Raw genomic sequence first — 18,020 nt, forward strand, 5'->3', positions numbered from 1 at the left:
TGTCGTGTTGCACGTTCCAGCGGAGATGATAACAACGCGTTCACGCAAGAACGCGGTTTTTCAGGTGTTTTATGCCGGTTGCGCGGGTGTGGGCAGGAGCGCGATGACACGGCTGCCAGCATCCGTGGCGGTTTCCTGCAGGCTGCCGCCGAGCAGCGTGGCGCGCTCGCGCATGGCCAACCGGCCGAAGCCCGGCGGCTGGGTGGTGTCGTAACCGCGACCGTTGTCGTCCACCTGCAGGCGCAGGCCATCGTCGGTGTGTGCGAGCTGGACGGTGAGCCGGGTCGCGTGGCCGTGGCGCAGCGCGTTGGTGATCGCTTCCTGCGCGATGCGGTAGGCGGCCAGTTCGATCGCGGGTGCGGCGCGGGGAAAATCCGAGGGGGCGATCAGGTCCAGCGTGGCGTGCCCGCGTGCCGCCAATGCATCGCCAAGATCCTGCAGCGCGGCGACCAGGCCCAGGCTGTCCAGCTGTGGCGGGCGCAGGCCGCGCGCGACGCTGCGAATGCGCGCCAGCGCGTCGTCGGCCAGCACCAGCACATCGCAGGCCAGGTCCTGTTGCCTTGGATCTTCCAAGGTATCGGCCAGGGCGCTGGCGCTCAGGCGCAGCGCGGTGAGCAGCTGGCCGACCTCGTCATGCAGGTCTCGGGCCAGTGCACGCCGCTCGGCTTCCTGCGCATCGAGCAGGGCGCCGGTGGGAAGCGAGTCGGGTGGCGCGGGCGGCCGGGACGCGGTCATCCCGCAAGATTACGCGAGGTGGCTGCCCGGCAGCTCGCGCGCCTTCTGGTAGCTGTCCAGCCACTGGTCAAACTCCAGCGCTGGCAGCGCGGGCGAGTACAGGTAGCCCTGGACTTCGTTGCAGCCCAGCGCGCGCAGGAATTCGGCCTGCACGCTGGACTCCACGCCTTCGGCCGTGACCTGCAGGTCGAAGTTGCGCGCGATCAGCAGGATCGAACGCACGATCGCCGCGTCGCCACGGTCCTGCATCACATCGCGCACGAACCCGCGATCGATCTTGACCCGGTCCACGGCCAGGTGATGCAGCATCGACAGCGACGCATAGCCGGTACCGAAGTCGTCGTAGGCCACGCGCACGCCGCGGCGACGCAGCGCCTGCAGCGTGGCGCCGCAGCCTTCGTCGTTGCGCAGGGCGATGGTTTCGGTGAGTTCCAGTTCCAGGCGCGCCGGGGCCAGCTTGCTGTTGATCAGCGCGTTGTCCACCTCGTGCAGGAAATCCTCGTGGTCGAACTGCGCCGGGAACAGGTTGACGCTCACCGCCAGCGGCCGGCCATCGACCAACGGCCAGGTGGTGGCGTCCTTGCAGGCCTGCTCCAGGATCCACCAGCCCACGGTGGTGGCGATGCCGCTGATGGCCAGCGCGTCCAGGAACGCGGCCGGCATCAGCAGGCCGCGCTCGGGATGGCGCCAGCGCAGCAGCGCCTCGGCGCCGGCGACACGGCCGGATTTCAGTTCGATCTGCGGCTGGTAGTGGAGCTCGAACTCGCCGTCGCGCTCGGCGCGGCGCAGCTCCAGGTCGAGCTTGCGGCGGTCGATCGCCTCGGTGCGCATGCCTGGCTCGAACCGGCGCAGCGAGCGGCCGCGCGTGCGCTTGGCGTGGTGCATGGCCAGCTGCGCGCGCGTCACCAGTTCCAGCGCGTCGGGGCGCTCGGGCGAGACATCGACCGCGGCAATTTCGTCGCCGCTCTCGTCGGCGATGGCCGGGGCCTCGTCGTGGTCCAGCGCCATGCCGATGCAGGCGTCCAAGTGCACGCGATGCAGGTCCACTTCACAGGGCTGGGCCAAGTCCAGCAGCAAGGCATTGAGCATCGCTTCGATGGTTTTCTGGCGCGCGCTGGGGAAGGCCATCGCGAACTCGTCGCCATCCAGGCGCGACAGGTACACATCGTCGGGCAGGCGCGCGAGCAGGCGCGCGGCCACCACCTGCAGCACGGTCTCGGCGGTGCCGTGGCCCAGGGTCACGATGATCGAGCGGAAGTTGTCCAGGCCCAGCAGCGCGACCGCGGTGGGTTCGCCGGACATGCGCCGCGCGTCCAGCGTGGCCAGCAGCGCGTTGCGGTTGGGCAGGCCGGTGACCGGGTCTTCCTCGGCACGGGTCGGTTCGCGCGGCACGCTGTCCAGCAACGCGTCGACGTAATGCACCAGCAGGTCGTCGGAGGGCGGATGGTTCATGCAGCCCGGCTCTGCGGCGTGGTCGCCGGCGGCTGGGCGAGCAACCAGTCCAGCGCCTGCTGGTAGGCGTCGGCGCCGGCGCCGGACAGCGGACTGTTGGCGGCGATCGCGCGCGCGTCGCGCAGGCGCGCGTCCATCGGCACCGCGTCGGGCCACACGCGGCCGGCGTACAGGCCGTGCAGCAGTTCCAGGCTTTGCGCGCCCAGGGTGGTGCGCTTGTCGAACAGCGTCGGCAGGACGAAGCGCGCCAGCGGCCGGCGGCGCGAGGTCTCCACCATTTCGGCGGTGCGCAGCATGTCGGCCAGGCCGTGCAGGGCCAGCGGATCGGTCTGGGTCGGCACCACCAGGCAATCGGCGGCGGCCAGCGCGTTGACCATCAGCAGGCCCAGCGTGGGTGGGCAATCGAGCAGGGTGTAGTCGTAGAGCTGGGTGACGCCGGCCAGCGCGCGCTGCAGGGCCATCCCCAGGCCCGGCTGGGTGGCGCTGCGGCGTTCCAGCGTGGCCAGGCCCGGCTGGGCGGCGAGCAGGCGCAGCCGCTCGATTGGCGTGGTGCGGGCCAGCGTATCCAGGCCCGGCGCGCCGACCGAAAAGAGTTCATGGGTGCCGCTGGGAACCGGATGGCGCGGCACGTTGAACGCGCGCGTCATCGAGGCGTGCGGGTCCAGGTCGATCAGCAGCACGCGCTGGCCCGATTCGGCCAGGCCACGGGCCAGGCACAGGGTGCTGGTGGTCTTGCCGACGCCGCCCTTCTGGTTGGCGATTGCCCAGATCTGCATGTCAGTTGCCTCCCTGTGCGGCGGGGCTGACGCCGGTCATGGCCGCGGGCACGGCGGTGGCGACCGGCGGGGCGGCTAGGGTCGCGGCATCGGGCGACGGCGCAGCGGCCGGTACCTGCGCGGCGACGGTGGGCGTGGCGACCAGCGCATCCGGACCCTGCGGCGCGCCTTCCGGTGCGGCCAGGATGACCAGCATCACGCGACGGTTGGCATTGCGGCCCTCGGCGGTGCTGTTGTCGGCGATGGGCTGGTATTCGCCGTAGCCGACCACGGCCAGGCGCGAGGCCGGCACGCCCTGGTCGGCCAGCACGTGGACCACGCTGGCGGCGCGCGCGGCCGACAGTTCCCAGTTGGAGGCGTACTGCGCGGTCGCGATCGGCTGGTTGTCGGTATAGCCCTCCACGCGCACGGCGTTGGGCACATCGCGCAGCACGTCGGCCACTTCGCGCACGGTCTTGGCGGCGACGGGATTGGGCGCGGCCACACCGCTGGCGAACAGGATGTCGCTCTGGATTTCCACTTCCAGATAGTTGGCGCCGCGGCGCACGGTGACGAGCTTCTTCTGCACCAGGTCGGACAGCACGGCCTGGATGTTTTCGCCCAGCGCCATCAGCTGGCCTTCGGAAGTGCCATTGCCCTTGCCGGCGCCGGGACCTGCGCCATTGCCGTCCAGCGCGGTGGGCACCATGCCGGGCGTGGTCTTGCCATAGCGCGGCATGTCCAGCGACTGGCGCAGCTTGGACTGCATCAGTTGGCTGGCTGGCGCCGGCCCATTGCGCGCGGCGGCCGTGGCCAGCGAGGGACGATCGAACGAAGAGCCCAGCAGCTGGTGCTTGCCCAGCTGCAGCGGCGAGATCGAGCGCGGCGGGCCGCCGAACTCGGCGTTGAGCGCATCGGACACCGCGCGGAACTTGCCCTCGTTGACCGAGGAGATCGCATACATCACCACGAACAGCGCCAGCAGCAGCGTCACCAGGTCGCCATAGGGGATGGCCCAGGCTTCGTGGTTGGCGTGTTCTTCGTGGACATGCTTGCGCGCCATCGTCGTGCCCTTAGTGCTGCACGTAGACGGACAGGCGCGACTCGATGTTGCGCGGGTTCTCGCCCTGGGCGATGGCGATCAGGCCTTCCAGGACCATCTCGCTGGATTCGTTCTGCTCGGCGATCAGCGCCTTGAGCTTGCTGGCCATCGGCAGGAACAGCAGGTTGGCCAGGCCGATGCCGTAGATGGTCGCGGTGAACGCGGCGGCGATGCCGTGGCCCAGCTTGGACGGGTCGGCCAGGTTCTTCATCACCGCGATCAAGCCCAGCACCGCGCCGATGATGCCCAGGGTCGGTGCATAGATGCCCATGCCCTCGAACACCTTGGCCGCGGCGGTGTTGCGGGTCTGCTGGTGGTGCATCTCGGTTTCGAGCACGTTGCGGATCGAGTCCGGCTCGATGCCGTCCACGACCATCTGCAGGCCTTTCTTGATGAAGGGGTTGTCCTGTTCCTTGACCTGGGCTTCCAGGCCCAGCAGGCCCTGCTTGCGCGCGGTGTTGGACCACTCGACGATCTTGGCCAGGGTGCCGGCGCGGTCCTGGCTGGGTGGCAGGAACACCCACTTGGCCAGCTTCCACGCCAGCATGAAGGTGCTCATGTGGGTCTGGATCATGATCGCGGCGAAGGTGCCGACCACCACGATGACGAACGCGGCCGGCGACCACAGGGCTTCGATGCCCGCACCCTTGAGCACGCTGCCAAGCAGCAGTGCGCACAGCGCGAGAATTCCACCAATGAGGCTGAGCTTGTCCATGGTCACTTTGACGGCCGGGGGCCGGAATCCTGAAGGGGGAATTTTTGCCCGTCGCAACGGGCACGGACCGGGCCGGGTCTGCGACCTGGCCAGGGCAGGTCCGGTCAGGGCGACCGGCTGCACTCAGGCACAGCAAGATGCGTGCCGAGGGAGAAGGCCGCGCGGCGTTGCGCGGGGCGGCCGGGTGCTGCGGTGGCCTGCCGAAACGCAGGCAAAGGTGCCGACTTTTTGCCGACTGTGACCGGTTGCTTCGAAGCGCCGCGCGCGGGCGGTGCAGCGGCGCGCTAGGCGCCGCCAGGGTGTCCTCAGTCTTCCTCGTCCTGCGGCTCGCGCTTCCACTCGGCCAGGCGCGCGCGCAGGCGGACCATGGCCTGGCCGTGGATCTGGCAGACCCGCGATTCGCTGACCGACAGCACCGCGCCGATCTCGCGCAGGTTGAGTTCCTGTTCGTAGTACAGCGACAGCACCAGGCCTTCGCGCTCGGGCAGGCTGGCGATGGCCTCGGCCAGCGCACCGCGGAAGGCTTCGTCCTCGAACGCACGCGCCGGGGTGGCACGGTCGGCGGTGGCCAGCTGCGGCTCGCCGTCGTGTTCTTCCATGTGCGCGTCCAGGCTCGAGAGCTGGCCGCGAGCGGCGTCCTCGACCATCTGGTGGTACTCGTCCAGCGGGATCTCCAGCGCCGCGGCCACCTGCGCCGGCGTCGCCGCGCGGCCGGTGGACTGCTCGATCTGGCGCACCGCGGCGATCATCTGCCGGTAGTTGCGGTGGACCGAACGCGGGGTCCAGTCGCCGCGGCGCATCTCGTCGATCATCGCGCCACGGATGCGGATCGAGGCATAGGTCTCGAAGGTCGCGCCCTGGTCGGCCTGGTAGTTCCGGGCCGCGTCGATCAGGCCCAGCATGCCGGCCTGGATCAGGTCGTCGATCTCGACGCTGGCCGGCAGGCGCGCGGCCAGGTGGTGGGCGATGCGGCGGACCAGTTCACCGTGTTTTTCGACGATGTCGCTGGCCGAGCCGTTCTGGTTGGCGCGGTAACTGCGCGTGGCGAGGGCGTTCATGGCGCACGGCTCCCGTGGGCGGCGGACTGGCCGACCATCCGTTCAAGAAAGAATTCCACGTGCCCGCGCGGGCCGGTGGGCAGCTGCCACTGGCGCGCGCGACGGGCGATGTCGCGGTAGGCGGTCGCCGACGGCGCCGAGGGGAAGGCGTCGACGACGGCCTCCTGGCGCTGCACCGCACGGCGCAGCCACTCGTCGCGCGGGATCGCGCCCAGGTAGTTCAGGGTGATGTCCAGGAAGCGCGAGGTGACGCGCTCCAGCTTGGCGAACAGGGCCGGGCCTTCGGTCGCATCGGCGACCTGGTTGGCCAGCACGTGCACGCGGGTCAGGCCGCGATCGCGCCCGAGCACCTTGATCAGCGCGTAGGCGTCGGTCATCGAGGCGGGCTCGTCGCAGACCACCACCACCACGTCGTGCGCGGCCTGGCAGAAGGTCAGCACGCCATCGGCAATGCCGGCGGCGTTGTCGATCACCATCACGTCCAGCGGGATGTCCAGCTCGGAGAACGCGTGGACCAGGCCGACGTGCTCCTGCGGCGAAAGCTGGGCCATGTGCTGCTTGCCCGACGCGGCCGGCACCACCATCAGGCCGTTGGGACCTTCCAGCACGGTATCGGCCAGCGTGCACTTGCCGGCGAACACATCGGACAGGGTGAAGCGCGGGGACAGGCCCAGCATCACGTCGGCGTTGGCCAGCCCCAGGTCGGTATCCAGCAGCAGCGTGCGCTGGCCGGCGTTGACCATGGCCGCGGCCAGGTTGATCGAGGTGGTGGTCTTGCCGACGCCGCCCTTGCCACTGGCAACGGCGATGACGCGGGGCATCTGCATGGGGCCGGACTCAGGCGACGGCATGACGGGCCTCGATACCTTGGGTGGCGACGTCGCTGCTGTGGCGCGCGCTTTCCATCGCCAGGGCGATGCGTTCGGCGTCGGCCGCGTCGATGTCGCTGTCGATGCGCTGGCCATTGGTGGTGTAGGCGATCGGCACGCCGGCACGGGCGGTGACCGACAGCGCGCTGCCCAGGTAGCCGGTTTCGTCCAGCTTGGTCAGGACCAGGCCTTCCGGCTCGGCCGGGCGGTAGCGGCGGATGACTTCGCCCATGTCCTGCGGATTGCCGTTGGCCGGCAGCACCAGCAGGCTGCGGACCTTGCGGGTGGAGCGCAGCCACAGGATCTGGTTGAACAGGGCGCGGTCGGTCGGCGCGTAGCCGGTGGTATCGACCAGCACCAGCGGGTAGTCGGCCAGCTGCTCCAGGGCCAGCTGCAGGCCGCCGATGCCGCGGGCCTCGCACACGGTGATGCCCAGCTTGCGGCCGTAGGCCTGCAGCTGCTCGTGCGCGCCCGGGCGCTCGCAGTCGGTGGTGATCAGGGCCACGTCGCGGGCGCGGTGGCGGGCGGCGAAGCGCGCGGCCAGCTTGGCCGCGGTGGTGGTCTTGCCGGCGCCGGTCGGGCCGACCAGGGCGATGATGCCGCCCTCGTCGATCGGCTCGGCGGTGGTGACCGGCAGGCTGTGGGCCAGCTCGGCGACCATGGCGGTATTGATCTCCGACAGCGGCAGGGTCGGGTCGATGCGCAGGGCAACGGTCTGGGCCAGCTGCTGCTCGCAGCCGTAGCGGGTCAGCGCATCGAACGCGGCGGCACGCGCCGGCGAACCGCGCAGGCGCTCCAGCGAGAGCTGCTCCATCTGGGTTTCCATCAGGGCGCGCATGCGGGCCATTTCCTCGCGCATGGCGACGATGGCTGGGTCCACTTCGGGCGTGGTGATCAGGGTCAGGGCCGGGCGCGCCGGGGCGACGGGCTGCTCCTCGATGGGCGCGAAGGCCGCTTCGACGCTGGCCGGGGCGACGGCCTCGATCACCGCGGCGGCGATCGGCGCGGCGACCTGGGCCTGGGCGGCCTGGGTCATGTTGAGGGTGACGGTGGCCTGGGCCTCGCTGGCAGCCAGGCGGGCGCGCAGGTTGGCGGCGAAATCGGGGACCTGGAACTCGGCGGCTTCGACCTGCGGGGCGCGAGCCTCGACCGTCGCGGTGGCGCGTGCCAGGGTCGGGGCCGGGGCGGGTGCCAGTTCGGCCAGGGTCTGCTCGTGGTGGTGGCCGAGGAGGCGGGCGCGGGCACGGGCCAGTAGCGAATCGGACGCGGCGCTCTCGGCGCGGGTCTTGGTGAAGGCGGCGGCGAACGCGGCGGCCTGATCGGGCTGCGCGGCCAGGGCGGCCTGGACCGGCGCGGCGACCGGGGCCACGGCGACCGGCTGCGCCGGGATTCCGACGGCTGCCGAGATTCCGGCGTGGCCCTGGCCCTGGGCCAGCGCCGACAGGGCGGCCGGGGTCGAATCGCTCGGATCGGCGCCAGCTGCGCGCATGGCGCGGGCCAGGGCGGCTTCGTCGTATTCGGTGGCCGAGACCACTTCGATGCCACCGGCCACCGGCCGGCTGGACAGGATCACCGCATCGGGACCTTGCGCGTCACGGATCATCCGCAGGGCGGTGCGCATGTCGCTGGCAACGAAACTCTTGATGTTCATCTGAGTGGACTCTTCTGCGCTGCCGGCCACCCGGCATCACGCTCGAAGACTTCCCTGCATGAGCTGTGCCGCGGCGCGGGCGACGGCATTCGGGCGTGGGGTCAGGGTCGCGGAGGCGGGAGCGTGGAACTGCGCCGGGGGCCTCAGTGCGAGCAGGCGTGTTGCTTCTGCCCTCCCTTGCACGCGTAGCGTGCAGGGGAGGGCCGGGGAGGGGTTGGCTTTTGACACGTGCCCGAAAAGCGGTGGAGCGAAGTGCTAAAGCGATCCCTCCCCCTCAGTCGCTAGAACGCGACATCGAGCTCCCCTTCGCTTCGCGAAAGGGAGGGGGCCAAAAGCGGGTTTGCGGCTAGCGGAGAATCTCGCGCCTCAAGTCGCAACCCCAACCCCAACCCTCAGCTCACCGAGCCGACCAGGCGCAGGCGCTTGTCCTCGGGGACTTCCGAATACGCCAGCACCGACAGCGAGGGCACGCTGTGGCGGACCAGGCGGGCGATCGAGGCGCGGACGTTGCCGGGGACCAGCAGCACGGCCGGCTCGCCCTTGCTTTCCTGCTGGGTGACGCACTGGCTCAGGTTCTGGTGGATGCGCTCGGCCAGGCCCGGTTCCAGCGCGGCGCCGGAGCCGTTGACCGAATCCTGCAGCACGCGTTCGAGCTGCGGGGCCAGGGTGTAGACGGGCAGTTCGTCGGACATGCCGTTGAGCTCCTGCACGATGAACCGGCCCAGCGCCACGCGGACCGCGGCGGTCAGCTGCGCCGGGTCCTGGGTGTGGACGGCGTGCTCCATCAGGGTCTCGACGATCTGGCGGATCTGGCGCACCGGCACCTTGTCGGCCAGCAGCGACTGCAGCACCTTGGCCACCACCGACAGCGGCAGCAGCTTGGGCGTGAGGTCCTCGACCAGCTTGGCGTTGCCGCGGCCCAGGGTGGCCAGCAGCTGCTGCACTTCCTCCAGGCCCAGCAGCTCGGCGGCGCGCTCGCGGATCAGGTGCGACAGATGGGTGGCGACCACGGTGGCCGCATCGACCACGGTGTAGCCCAATGATTCGGCATGCGCGCGCTGGCTGGGCAGGATCCAGGTCGAGTCCAGGCCGAAGGCCGGGTCCTTGCCGGGGATGCCGTCCAGCGCGCCGAACACCCGGCCCGGGTCCAGCGCCAGTTCGCGATCGGGGTGGATGTCGCCGCCGGCCAGCGGCACGCCGTGGACCAGCACGCGGTACTGGCCCGGGGCCAGTTCCAGGTTGTCGCGCACGTGCACGGCGGGAATCAGGAAGCCCAGGTCCTGGGTCAGCTTGCGGCGCACGCCCTTCAGGCGCGCCAGCAGTTCACCGCCCTGGTTCTTGTCCACCAGCGCGATCAGCTTGTAGCCCACTTCCAGGGCCAGCGGCTCGACCGGGCGGATCTCGTCCCAGCTCAGCTCGGCGTTGGGTGCGGTCGCAGCGCTGGCGGTGGCCGCCGCAGCGGCTTCGGCCTGGGGCGCGGCCAGGTTGCGCTTGTGCAGCTTGAAGGCGGCAAAGCCCAGGATGCCGGCCAGCAGCAGGAACGGCACGTTCGGCATGCCCGGGATGATCCCGATCAGGCCCAGCAGCAGGGCGGCGACCGTCAGCGCGCGCTGGTGGCCGAACACCTGCTTGGACACCGTGGCGCCCATGTCCTGCTCGCCGGTGGAGCGGGTGACCAGCATGGCCACGGCGGTGGCGATCAGCAGCGCCGGCAGCTGGGCGACAAGGCCGTCGCCGATGGCCAGCAGGGTGTAGGTACGCAGCGCCTCGCCGAAGCTCATGTCGTGCTGGAGCACGCCGATCAGCAGGCCGCCGATGATGTTGATCGCCAGGATCAGGATGCCGGCGATGGCGTCGCCACGGACGAACTTGGACGCACCGTCCATCGAGCCGTAGAAGTCCGCTTCCTCGCGCACTTCCTGGCGGCGGGCCTTGGCTTCCTCACGGGTCAGCAGGCCGGCGTTGAGGTCGGCGTCGATCGCCATCTGCTTGCCGGGCAGGGCGTCGAGGATGAAGCGCGCCGACACTTCCGAAATGCGCCCGGCGCCCTTGGTGACCACCACGAAGTTGACGATGGTCAGGATCGCGAAGACCACGATGCCGACGGCGAAGCTGCCGCCGATCACGAACTGGCCGAAGGATTCGATCACATGGCCGGCCGCGCCCGGGCCCTTGTGGCCGTGCAGCAGCACCACGCGGGTGGAAGCCACGTTCAGCGCCAGGCGCAGCAGGGTGACCATCAGCAGGACGCTGGGGAAGATCGAGAATTCCAGCGGCCGCTTCACGTACACGACCGCCAGCATCACCACCAGCGACAGCGCGATGTTGATGGTGAACAGGCCGTCCAGGACGATCGGCGCCAGCGGCACGATCACCATGGCCAACATCGCCACCACCACCAGCGGGGCCGCCGCGCCGCTCTTGACTGCGCCCATCACGCCATTGACGGAGATCCGTCCCGGTTGTGCGCTCACGGCGACGACTCCTTGGCGCCGTGCGGATCGTAGTCGACCGCGCCCTCGGGGCCGGCGTCGATGCTCGCCAGCGACGGCATCGGGCCACGGCCGGGCGCCCAGGCGCGCAGCTGGTAGACGTAAGAGAGCACTTGAGCAACGGCAGCGTAGAGCTTCACCGGGATTTCCTGATCGACCTGCGCCTGCCTGTACAAGGACCGTGCCAGCGGCGGCGCCTCGACCACGGCGATGCGGTGCTGCTCGGCCAGGTCGCGGATGGCCATGGCTATCTCGTCCACGCCCTTGGCCACCACCACCGGCGCGCGCATGCCGCCGTCGGCCTTATATTTCAGGGCCACGGCGTAGTGGGTCGGGTTCATCAGGATCACATCGGCGGTGGGCACCGCTTCCATCATCCGGCGCCGCGACATCTGCATGGCCACCTGGCGCACGCGGGCCTTCATTTCCGGGTTGCCCTCGGCTTCCTTGTGCTCGTCGCGGATCTCCTGCTTGGTCATCTTCAGCTTGGAGCGGTACTGGAAGTGCTGCCACGGCACGTCGATCAGGGCCAGCGCGCCCAGCGCGCCGACCATCGCCAGCAGCGTAGTCATGGCCATCTGCACGCCGCCGGCGACCGACTGCTCCAGCGAGGCCTGCGGCATGCCCAGCAGGGCCTTGAAGGCGCGGTAGACCATCCAGGTGCCCACGCCGCCGATCAGCGCCACGCGCAGCAGCGAGCGAAGCACTTCGGCTAGGCTTTCCTTGCCCCACATGCGGGCGATGCCGGACATCGGGTTGAGCCGGCTGAAATCCGGCTGCAGCGACTGCCCGGCAAAGCGTAGGCTGCCCATGATGGCCGGCGAGATCAGGCAGGCGGCCAGCGCGGCGAAGATCATCGGCAGCATCGGCACCACCAGCGAGCCGAGCAGGCCGGCCGCGTGCGGCAGCAGCCGGTCGGGCGCATCCAGCAGGGCACGGTCGTAGTGCAGCGCACCCTGCATCCAGTCACGGCTGACCGCGCCGATGTGGCCGGCGCTGACCTTCAGCGCCAGCACCGCGCAGCCCAGCACCGCCACGTTGGCCAGCTCGCGCGAGCGCGGGACGTTGCCTTTCTCCCTGGCTTCGCGCAGGCGTTTTTCGGTTGGGGCCTCTGTGCGGTCTTCCTGGTCTTCGCTGCTCATCGTGGTCCGGTCCTGTCAGGCAGCCGTGTTCAGCCAGTGATCGCGCGGGCGGCGGCAAAGGCCTGGTCGAACAGCGACTGCACCGGTGCCTGCAGCTGGCGTGCCAGCAGCATCAGCAGGACCAGGCCGACCAGCAGCGAGACCGGCAGGCCGATCTGCATGGGATTGAGCTGCTGGGCCGCGCGGGCCAACACGCCGAACGCGATGTTCACCGCCAGCAGCGCCATGATCACCGGCAGCGCCAGCAGCACGCCGGCGCGCAGGCAGGCGCCGAAGAAATCCGGCACCGCCGACAGCACCGCGTGGGTATCGGGCAGGGCCGCGCCGATGGGCAGGTTGCTGTAGCTGTCGGCCAGCAGGCTGATCAGCGCCAGGTGCCCGTCCAGGGTGAAGAACAGCAGCGAGAACACCAGGAAGAACCACTGCGACAGCACCGGCGAGGACGCGCCGGAGAGCGGATCGGCCATCGTCGCGAACGACAGGCCCATGCCTTGGGAGACCAGTTCGCCGGCCAGCTGCCCGGCTTCGAACGCCAGCCGCAGCATCAGGCCGATGGCGATGCCGACGGTGAACTCGCGCAGCACGCCCAGCACCGTGGCCGAATCGATCGCCATCGGCGGTGCAGCGGGCAGCACCGTGGAGAGCGTGGCCGACAGCGCCAGCACCAGGATCAGCCGCACCCGCGCCGGCAGCATGCGGCCGCCGATGACCGGCAACACCTGCACCGCCGCACCGATGCGCAGCGCGTGCCACAGCACCGTGGCCAGCAGACTGAACAGGTCCACGCCCGTGGACGTGGTCAGGGTGACGGCATCCATCGTGCCTCAGCCGATCAGCTGCGGGATGCGCTGGAACAGGTCGATGGTGAAGCTGGTCAGCCGCCCCAGCAGGAAGTTGCCGGCCACCGCCAAGGTCGCCACCAGGGTCAGCGCCTTGACCACGAAAGCGATGGTCGGCTCGTTGATCTGGGTGGCCGCCTGCAGGATGCCCACCACCACGCCGATCACCAGCACCGCCAGCAACGGCGGCGCGCCCAGGACCAGGGCGATCTCCAGCCCACGGGAAATTTCGGTCATGGCGGTTTCGGGGGTCATGGCGGTCGGCGCATCAGGAGGCAAGGGAAGGCGCCGGAAGCCCGGCGCGTGCCGCAACGGCTGCAAGCGGCGTGCCGCCGTGGAAAAATGCGACACCAAGGGCATAACCTCTCCCCAGCCCTCCCCTTGGCCTGCGGCTAAAGGGAGGGGGTCAAAACGGTGCACCATCAGGTCGCAGGATCCGCTCCCTCCCTTGCGAAGCAGGGGAGGGCTGGGGAGGGGTTGGCTTTTCCGCCTTTCCGCCCAGCGCTAGTCTGGCGATCAGTCATAGGGGAGCCAGGCATGGATGCCTTACGCCATCGCGCACGCACGCTGCGCAACGCGCCCACCGACGCCGAGCATCGCCTCTGGCAACGCTTGCGCGGCGGACAGCTGGCAGGCGTCAAGTTCCGCCGTCAGATGCCGATTGCCGGCTTCATTGCGGATTTCGCCGCGCCTTCCGCACGGTTGATCGTGGAGCTGGACGGCGGCCAGCATGGCGAACAAATCGAAGCCGATGCGAGGCGGACGGCTGCATTGAATGCAGCGGGTTATCGTGTCGTGCGTTACTGGAATCACGACGTCCTTCAGCGAACCGAGATGGTGCTGGAGAACATCCTGCGGGCGTTGGGGAAGGTGGACTAGGGCGAAAGTGCCAAGCGCAGAAGCTAACCCCACCCCGGCCCTCCCCTTCGCTGCGCGAAAGGGAGGGAGCCAAAAGCAGCGCACCATCGGATCGCGAATTCTGCTCCCTCCCTTGCGTGCGCAGCACGGAGGGGAGGGCCGGGGAGGGGGTGGCCTTTGCCGTCAGAACGGATTGAAGCTCGACGCCAGCGAACCCACCACCAGCACCCAGCCGTCGACCAGCACGAACAGCAGGATCTTGAACGGGGCGGAGATCAGCATCGGCGAGAGCATCATCATGCCCATCGACATCAGCACGCTGGCCACCACCAGGTCGATGATCACGAACGGGATGTAGATCAGGAAGGCGATCTCGAACGCGGTCTTCAGCTCGCTGGTCAGGAAGGACGCAGCCAACACGCCGAACGGCACGTCCTGCGGATTGGCGTACGGCCCGGTGTGGGACAGGCTGGCGAAGGTCATCAGATCGTTCTGGCGTACCTGGGCCAGCATGAAGCCGCGGAACGGATCGATCGCCGCCGCCCAGGCGGTCTTGAAGTCCATCGTCTTGTCCAGGTACGGCGCAATGCCGTGCGCCCAGGAGGCGTCGAACACCGGCGTCATCACCATGAAGGTCAGGAACAGCGCCAGCGCCAGCAGCACCTGGTTGGACGGGGTCTGGCCGGTGCCGAGCGCCTGCCGCAGCAGGCCCAGCACGATGATGATGCGGGTGAAGGCCGTCATGCCCAGCAGCGCGGCCGGCAGCAGCGTGATGCTGGTCATCAGCAGTAGCACCTGCAGCGGCATGCTGACCTTCTCGCCGCCGACCTGGCCGACGTTCAACTGCGGCAGCGTCTGCCCGGCCAGGTCGCTGACCGTGGGCAGGTTGTTCTGCGCCGGCGCGGCGGCCGGGGAGGGTGCCTGGGCCTGCGGCGCGGCCGGGGCGGCGGCCTGTTGTGCGAAAGCACCGCCAGCCAGCGGCAGGGCGATGCTCAGCAGCAGGACGACCAGCAGGCGGATCAGGCGGGAGCGTGACAACAGACGCGAACGGCTCATTGCTTCTTACCGAAGTGTTGCGCCAGCACCTGCGCGAAGGCCGGCGGCGCTTTGGTCGGGGTGACGGGCAACGGCGTGTCGAGCTGATGCAGGACGCGGGTGCCGCCGGCGCCGGTGCCCAGCACCAGCTGGGTGTCTCCGACGGCCACGACCACCACGCGTTCGCGCGGGCTCAAGGACAGCGATCCGATCACTTTCAACGCCGGATTGCTGGCGCCGCCGATGCCCGGCATGCGCTTGGCCAGCCATCCCAGAACGAGGATCAAGCCGACCACCAGGACCAGTGCAAGGACTGCGCCACCGATGCTGCCCGCCCCGCCGGGCTTGGCCGCTGGCGCGCCGAGCGGCATGCCGACCTGCGTGGTGGTGGTCGATGCGGCCGGGCGGCCGGGGACGGTGAACTGCTTTTCCACCTGCGCGGTGGTGGCGGGCGCCGCGGACTGTGTGGTCGCCGTGTCCTGCGTCGGCGCGGGCGTGGATGAAGTCGCCAGCGCTGGTGCCGGATTCCCGACGTCCTGCGTCGTCGCAGCGGTCTTGGGCACAGACGCATCGGCCTGCGCGGCGTCGGTCGTGGCCATCGCCATCGCCGGCACGCCGATCAACGGGGCGGCGGCCTCCGCGATCGGCGCGGGCAGGGCCGGCGCCGGTGCGGACGCCGCCATGCTCACTTGAGCCTCTTGATGCGCTCGGCCGGGCTGACCACGTCGGTCAGGCGCACGCCGAAGCGGTCGTTCACCACCACCACTTCTCCCTGGGCGATCAGGGTGCCGTTGACGTACACGTCCAGCGGTTCGCCGGCCGCCCGCTCCAGTTCCACCACCGAGCCGGCGGTGAGTTGCAGCAGGTTGCGGATCGGGATGCGGGTGCGGCCCACTTCCAGCGACAGCTGCACCGGCACGTCGAGGATGACGTCCAGGTTCAGGTCGCCGGCCACGGACGCGCCGGGTTCGGCGGTCAGCGGATCGAAGGCGGCGGGGGCGGCGTTCTCGGTGCTCATGGGGCGACAAGCTCTTGGGAATCGTTGGAGGAGGGCATGCGCGGGAACTGCACCTGCGTGACCTTGAAGGCGTTGAAGCCGTTATGGGTGCCGAACTCGCCGGCGAACATCGGCGTGCGCTCGACTTCCAGATGCACGGGGCGTGCCAGCTCGATCGGGATGATGTCGCCGACCTTCAGTCGCGACAGGTCGCGCAGGCTGATCTGGCGATGGGCGATGGACAGGCTCAGCTCCAGGTCAGCTTCCTGCACGCCGGCGCGCAGGGCGCGGGCCCAGCTGGTGTCCGGTTCGGCGCGCGGGCGCTTGGAGGCTTCCAAATCTTCGCGCAGCGGTTCGAGCATCTTGTAGGGCATGGCGATGGCGAAATCGCCGCCGCCGGTGTCCAGCGCCACCGAGAAGCGGCTGACCACCATGTGGTCGCGGCCGTCCATCAGTTCGGCCAGCTGCGTGTTGGGATCGTGCGGCAGCGCTTCGAAGGTCACCGCCAGCAGCGGCGTCCAGGCCTCGGCCAGGTCGGTGAAGGTCTGCTTGAGCATCAGCTGGATCACGCGCTGCTCGGACGGGGTGAAGGCGCGGTTCTCGAAACGCGCCGGCATCCGCCCGGTGCCGCCGAAGAAGTTCTCCACCACGGTGAACACCAGGCGCGGCTCGTACACCACCAGTGCGGTGCCCTTGAGCGGGCCCATCTGCACGCGGTTGACGCTGGCCGGCACCGGCAGCGAGTTGGCGTATTCGTCGAAGCGGACCACGTCGGTGCCGCGGTAGGTCAGCTCCGGCGCGCGTCGCAGCAGGTTGAACAGGCCGGTCTTGAAGTTGCGCACGAAGCGCTCGTTGACCGTGTCCAGGCCCGGCAGGCGGCCACGGACCACACGCCCGGCGCTCTTGAAATCGTAGATGCGCACTTCGCCCGGCGCCGCGGACGGCCCCATGCCGACCGCACCGCTGTCCACGCCATGCAACAGGGCGTCGATTTCATCCTGGGACAGCAGCTCGTTGCTCATCACTGCACGACCAGGCTGGTGAAGATGACCGCTTCGGGCTTGTTGGGACCGCCTTCGGCGGCCAGCACTTTCTTGACTTCCTCAAGCGCGGCGTCCTGCAGGCGCTCCTTGCCGCTGCGCTGGGCCAACTGCACCGAGGTCTGCTGGCCGAACAGCAGCAGCAGGCGGTTGCGGATGGCCGGCGCCTGGGCCTCGATGGCCTTGAGCGTGTCCGGATCGCGGGTCATCACCTGCACGTCGCCCTGCAGGTAGCGGTTGGCGTCGGTATCGGCCAGGTTGACCACGAAGGCCGGCTCCAGCGCGAAGTAGGTCGCCACGGCCTTGGTCGGCGCCGCGGCGTGCTCGGCTTCGGCCGGGGCGGCATGGGCCGCGCCGCGCTGCTGCATGAACCAGCCGCCGGCCAGGCCACCGCCCAGCAATACGACCGCGCCGATGATCAGCGGCAGCTTGCTCTTCTTCTTGGGCGCATCGGCCGCTGCGGGTTTGGTGGCCACGGGAAGACTCCGGTATCAAAAAAGGGGGACTCGCCCCTGTACTGCAAGCCGCGTGCCGCGATCCTGGCGGCGTCGCACTGGCGGCCGACGGATCGCCGACGGCGGGCGCGGCGGGATTCCGACGGGGATGGCCCTGGGTGCGATGCGGGTTTCGTGCCGCGGCCGGCCGGGCTTCGGGGCGCGTCGAGGGTGTCCGCCTTGCGCGGGCGCTCGGCGAAAGCGCGGCGGCGACCGCAGCAGCCCGGAGCGACGGCGCGATTGAAACCCCGCCGCCAGACCCTTGACGGCCGTCACGCCGGATCGAACAATTCGGCCACACGCGACGCGTGCAGGGGCGGGCGCCGCGAAGGGACGCGGCATCCGGGCAACAAGGTCGTTGAACACAGGGGGCAAGGATGAATAACCCATACCAGGGCCCGCGCGCCAATGTCGCGCCGCTCCCGCTTGCCAGCGCCGTGCTGGACGATGTCGCTGCCGGGCAGCGTTGGGTGGTCTACGCGATCCTGCTGTACTTCGTGGCGATGCTGGCCGCCAACGCGATCACCGCGCCGGTCGCCAGCCTGCTGATCACGACCTTGATCGTATTCGCCTGCGTCGGTCTGTCCTGGGCTGGCATCTATCGATTGAGCCGCGGCCTGGGCTACCCGCTGTGGTGGCGCATCGGGCTGCTGGTGCTGATGCTGATCCCGCTGGTCGGCCTGCTGATCCTGGTCATGCTCAGCAGTCGCGCGACCAAGCGCCTGCGCGCGGCGGGGTATCGCGTCGGCCTGCTCGGGGCACGCGCCAGCTGATCGCGCGATGCCG

At 69.6% G+C, this 18,020-nt stretch carries 19 protein-coding genes; 2 read left to right on the top strand and 17 right to left on the bottom strand.

Annotation, left to right across the window (positions count from 1 at the left end; genetic code table 11):
* Positions 1-69 precede the first annotated feature (69 nt).
* The 12 genes from BMZ17_RS01090 to BMZ17_RS01145 form a co-directional block, all read right to left on the bottom strand.
* Positions 70-735: a sensor histidine kinase gene (locus BMZ17_RS01090; protein ID WP_093134115.1), complete on the bottom strand. Its 666-nt coding sequence runs from the start codon at positions 733-735 to the stop codon at positions 70-72.
* Positions 736-744: 9 nt separating this feature from the next.
* Entirely contained in the window at positions 745-2,187 is a 1,443-nt protein-coding gene (locus BMZ17_RS01095) for a putative bifunctional diguanylate cyclase/phosphodiesterase (RefSeq protein WP_093134120.1), read from the bottom strand.
* A complete protein-coding gene (locus BMZ17_RS01100) occupies positions 2,184-2,963 on the bottom strand; it encodes a ParA family protein (protein ID WP_093134124.1) in 780 nt (259 codons plus the stop codon). Before BMZ17_RS01100 ends, BMZ17_RS01095 begins: the two co-directional genes overlap by 4 nt.
* A 1-nt stretch (position 2,964) precedes the next feature.
* On the bottom strand, positions 2,965-4,005 hold the full coding sequence (locus tag BMZ17_RS01105) for an OmpA family protein (RefSeq protein WP_093134127.1): 1,041 nt from the start codon (positions 4,003-4,005) through the stop codon (positions 2,965-2,967).
* A 10-nt stretch (positions 4,006-4,015) separates the two neighbouring features.
* A complete protein-coding gene (locus tag BMZ17_RS01110) occupies positions 4,016-4,759 on the bottom strand; it encodes a flagellar motor protein (RefSeq protein WP_093134131.1) in 744 nt (247 codons plus the stop codon).
* 305 nt (positions 4,760-5,064) lie between these two features.
* Positions 5,065-5,817: an RNA polymerase sigma factor FliA gene (locus BMZ17_RS01115; protein ID WP_093134135.1), complete on the bottom strand. Its 753-nt coding sequence runs from the start codon at positions 5,815-5,817 to the stop codon at positions 5,065-5,067.
* Complete coding sequence (locus BMZ17_RS01120) at positions 5,814-6,668, bottom strand: MinD/ParA family protein (RefSeq protein WP_093134139.1); 855 nt, start codon at positions 6,666-6,668, stop codon at positions 5,814-5,816. Before BMZ17_RS01120 ends, BMZ17_RS01115 begins: the two co-directional genes overlap by 4 nt.
* Positions 6,655-8,337: a flagellar biosynthesis protein FlhF gene (gene flhF, locus BMZ17_RS01125; RefSeq protein ID WP_093134143.1), complete on the bottom strand. Its 1,683-nt coding sequence runs from the start codon at positions 8,335-8,337 to the stop codon at positions 6,655-6,657. The genes BMZ17_RS01120 and flhF overlap by 14 nt, the downstream gene beginning before the upstream one ends.
* A 392-nt stretch (positions 8,338-8,729) precedes the next feature.
* Positions 8,730-10,790 carry a flagellar biosynthesis protein FlhA gene (gene flhA, locus BMZ17_RS01130; RefSeq protein WP_175485516.1) on the bottom strand — a complete coding sequence of 687 codons (2,061 nt, stop codon included), beginning with the start codon at positions 10,788-10,790 and terminating at the stop codon, positions 8,730-8,732.
* A 17-nt stretch (positions 10,791-10,807) separates the two neighbouring features.
* A complete protein-coding gene (gene flhB, locus BMZ17_RS01135; protein ID WP_093134151.1) occupies positions 10,808-11,971 on the bottom strand; it encodes a flagellar biosynthesis protein FlhB in 1,164 nt (387 codons plus the stop codon).
* Positions 11,972-12,000: 29 nt separating this feature from the next.
* Entirely contained in the window at positions 12,001-12,789 is a 789-nt protein-coding gene (gene fliR, locus BMZ17_RS01140) for a flagellar biosynthetic protein FliR (protein WP_093134154.1), read from the bottom strand.
* A 6-nt stretch (positions 12,790-12,795) separates the two neighbouring features.
* A complete protein-coding gene (locus BMZ17_RS01145) occupies positions 12,796-13,065 on the bottom strand; it encodes a flagellar biosynthetic protein FliQ (RefSeq protein WP_093134158.1) in 270 nt (89 codons plus the stop codon).
* Positions 13,066-13,347: 282 nt separating this feature from the next.
* Here BMZ17_RS01145 and BMZ17_RS01150 point away from each other — a divergent pair, with 282 nt between their 5' ends.
* Positions 13,348-13,689 carry an endonuclease domain-containing protein gene (locus BMZ17_RS01150; RefSeq protein ID WP_093134162.1) on the top strand — a complete coding sequence of 114 codons (342 nt, stop codon included), beginning with the start codon at positions 13,348-13,350 and terminating at the stop codon, positions 13,687-13,689.
* Positions 13,690-13,851: 162 nt separating this feature from the next.
* Here the strand turns inward: BMZ17_RS01150 and fliP are convergent, their stop codons facing one another.
* Genes fliP through BMZ17_RS01175 form a run of 5 tightly spaced genes read right to left on the bottom strand, consistent with a single transcriptional unit; the run spans position 13,852 to position 17,216 of the window.
* Entirely contained in the window at positions 13,852-14,724 is an 873-nt protein-coding gene (gene fliP, locus BMZ17_RS01155; protein WP_093134165.1) for a flagellar type III secretion system pore protein FliP, read from the bottom strand.
* The gene (fliO, locus tag BMZ17_RS01160; protein ID WP_093134170.1) at positions 14,721-15,386 is read right to left on the bottom strand and encodes a flagellar biosynthetic protein FliO; all 666 of its coding nucleotides are present in this window, start codon (positions 15,384-15,386) and stop codon (positions 14,721-14,723) included. Before fliO ends, fliP begins: the two co-directional genes overlap by 4 nt.
* 2 nt (positions 15,387-15,388) lie before the next feature.
* Positions 15,389-15,721: a flagellar motor switch protein FliN gene (gene fliN / locus BMZ17_RS01165; protein ID WP_093134175.1), complete on the bottom strand. Its 333-nt coding sequence runs from the start codon at positions 15,719-15,721 to the stop codon at positions 15,389-15,391.
* On the bottom strand, positions 15,718-16,722 hold the full coding sequence (gene fliM, locus BMZ17_RS01170) for a flagellar motor switch protein FliM (protein ID WP_093134178.1): 1,005 nt from the start codon (positions 16,720-16,722) through the stop codon (positions 15,718-15,720). The genes fliN and fliM overlap by 4 nt, the downstream gene beginning before the upstream one ends.
* Positions 16,722-17,216: a flagellar basal body-associated FliL family protein gene (locus tag BMZ17_RS01175; protein WP_254775161.1), complete on the bottom strand. Its 495-nt coding sequence runs from the start codon at positions 17,214-17,216 to the stop codon at positions 16,722-16,724. Before BMZ17_RS01175 ends, fliM begins: the two co-directional genes overlap by 1 nt.
* A gap of 395 nt (positions 17,217-17,611) precedes the next feature.
* On the opposite strand from BMZ17_RS01175, the gene BMZ17_RS01180 reads away from it, so the two are divergent.
* Positions 17,612-18,007 carry a hypothetical protein gene (locus tag BMZ17_RS01180; RefSeq protein ID WP_093134181.1) on the top strand — a complete coding sequence of 132 codons (396 nt, stop codon included), beginning with the start codon at positions 17,612-17,614 and terminating at the stop codon, positions 18,005-18,007.
* Positions 18,008-18,020 lie beyond the last annotated feature (13 nt).

Origin of the sequence: Pseudoxanthomonas sp. GM95, from assembly GCF_900109775.1 — a bacterium.
GTDB lineage: Bacteria > Pseudomonadota > Gammaproteobacteria > Xanthomonadales > Xanthomonadaceae > Pseudoxanthomonas_A.

Excerpts from the sequence above, each read along its gene's own strand:
- flhB (WP_093134151.1), bottom strand. The coding sequence starts at position 11,971 with ATGAGCAGCGAAGACCAGGAAGACCGCACAGAGGCCCCAACCGAAAAA.
- fliR (WP_093134154.1), bottom strand. The coding sequence starts at position 12,789 with ATGGATGCCGTCACCCTGACCACGTCCACGGGCGTGGACCTGTTCAGT.
- fliM (WP_093134178.1), bottom strand. The coding sequence starts at position 16,722 with ATGAGCAACGAGCTGCTGTCCCAGGATGAAATCGACGCCCTGTTGCAT.
- BMZ17_RS01090 (WP_093134115.1), bottom strand. The coding sequence starts at position 735 with ATGACCGCGTCCCGGCCGCCCGCGCCACCCGACTCGCTTCCCACCGGC.
- BMZ17_RS01105 (WP_093134127.1), bottom strand. The coding sequence starts at position 4,005 with ATGGCGCGCAAGCATGTCCACGAAGAACACGCCAACCACGAAGCCTGG.
- BMZ17_RS01145 (WP_093134158.1), bottom strand. The coding sequence starts at position 13,065 with ATGACCCCCGAAACCGCCATGACCGAAATTTCCCGTGGGCTGGAGATC.
- fliO (WP_093134170.1), bottom strand. The coding sequence starts at position 15,386 with ATGGCGGCGTCCGCACCGGCGCCGGCCCTGCCCGCGCCGATCGCGGAG.
- flhF (WP_093134143.1), bottom strand. The coding sequence starts at position 8,337 with ATGAACATCAAGAGTTTCGTTGCCAGCGACATGCGCACCGCCCTGCGG.
- BMZ17_RS01110 (WP_093134131.1), bottom strand. The coding sequence starts at position 4,759 with ATGGACAAGCTCAGCCTCATTGGTGGAATTCTCGCGCTGTGCGCACTG.
- BMZ17_RS01150 (WP_093134162.1), top strand. The coding sequence starts at position 13,348 with ATGGATGCCTTACGCCATCGCGCACGCACGCTGCGCAACGCGCCCACC.
- BMZ17_RS01100 (WP_093134124.1), bottom strand. The coding sequence starts at position 2,963 with ATGCAGATCTGGGCAATCGCCAACCAGAAGGGCGGCGTCGGCAAGACC.
- fliP (WP_093134165.1), bottom strand. The coding sequence starts at position 14,724 with ATGAGCCGTTCGCGTCTGTTGTCACGCTCCCGCCTGATCCGCCTGCTG.
- BMZ17_RS01095 (WP_093134120.1), bottom strand. The coding sequence starts at position 2,187 with ATGAACCATCCGCCCTCCGACGACCTGCTGGTGCATTACGTCGACGCG.
- BMZ17_RS01180 (WP_093134181.1), top strand. The coding sequence starts at position 17,612 with ATGAATAACCCATACCAGGGCCCGCGCGCCAATGTCGCGCCGCTCCCG.
- BMZ17_RS01115 (WP_093134135.1), bottom strand. The coding sequence starts at position 5,817 with ATGAACGCCCTCGCCACGCGCAGTTACCGCGCCAACCAGAACGGCTCG.
- fliN (WP_093134175.1), bottom strand. The coding sequence starts at position 15,721 with ATGAGCACCGAGAACGCCGCCCCCGCCGCCTTCGATCCGCTGACCGCC.
- BMZ17_RS01120 (WP_093134139.1), bottom strand. The coding sequence starts at position 6,668 with ATGCCGTCGCCTGAGTCCGGCCCCATGCAGATGCCCCGCGTCATCGCC.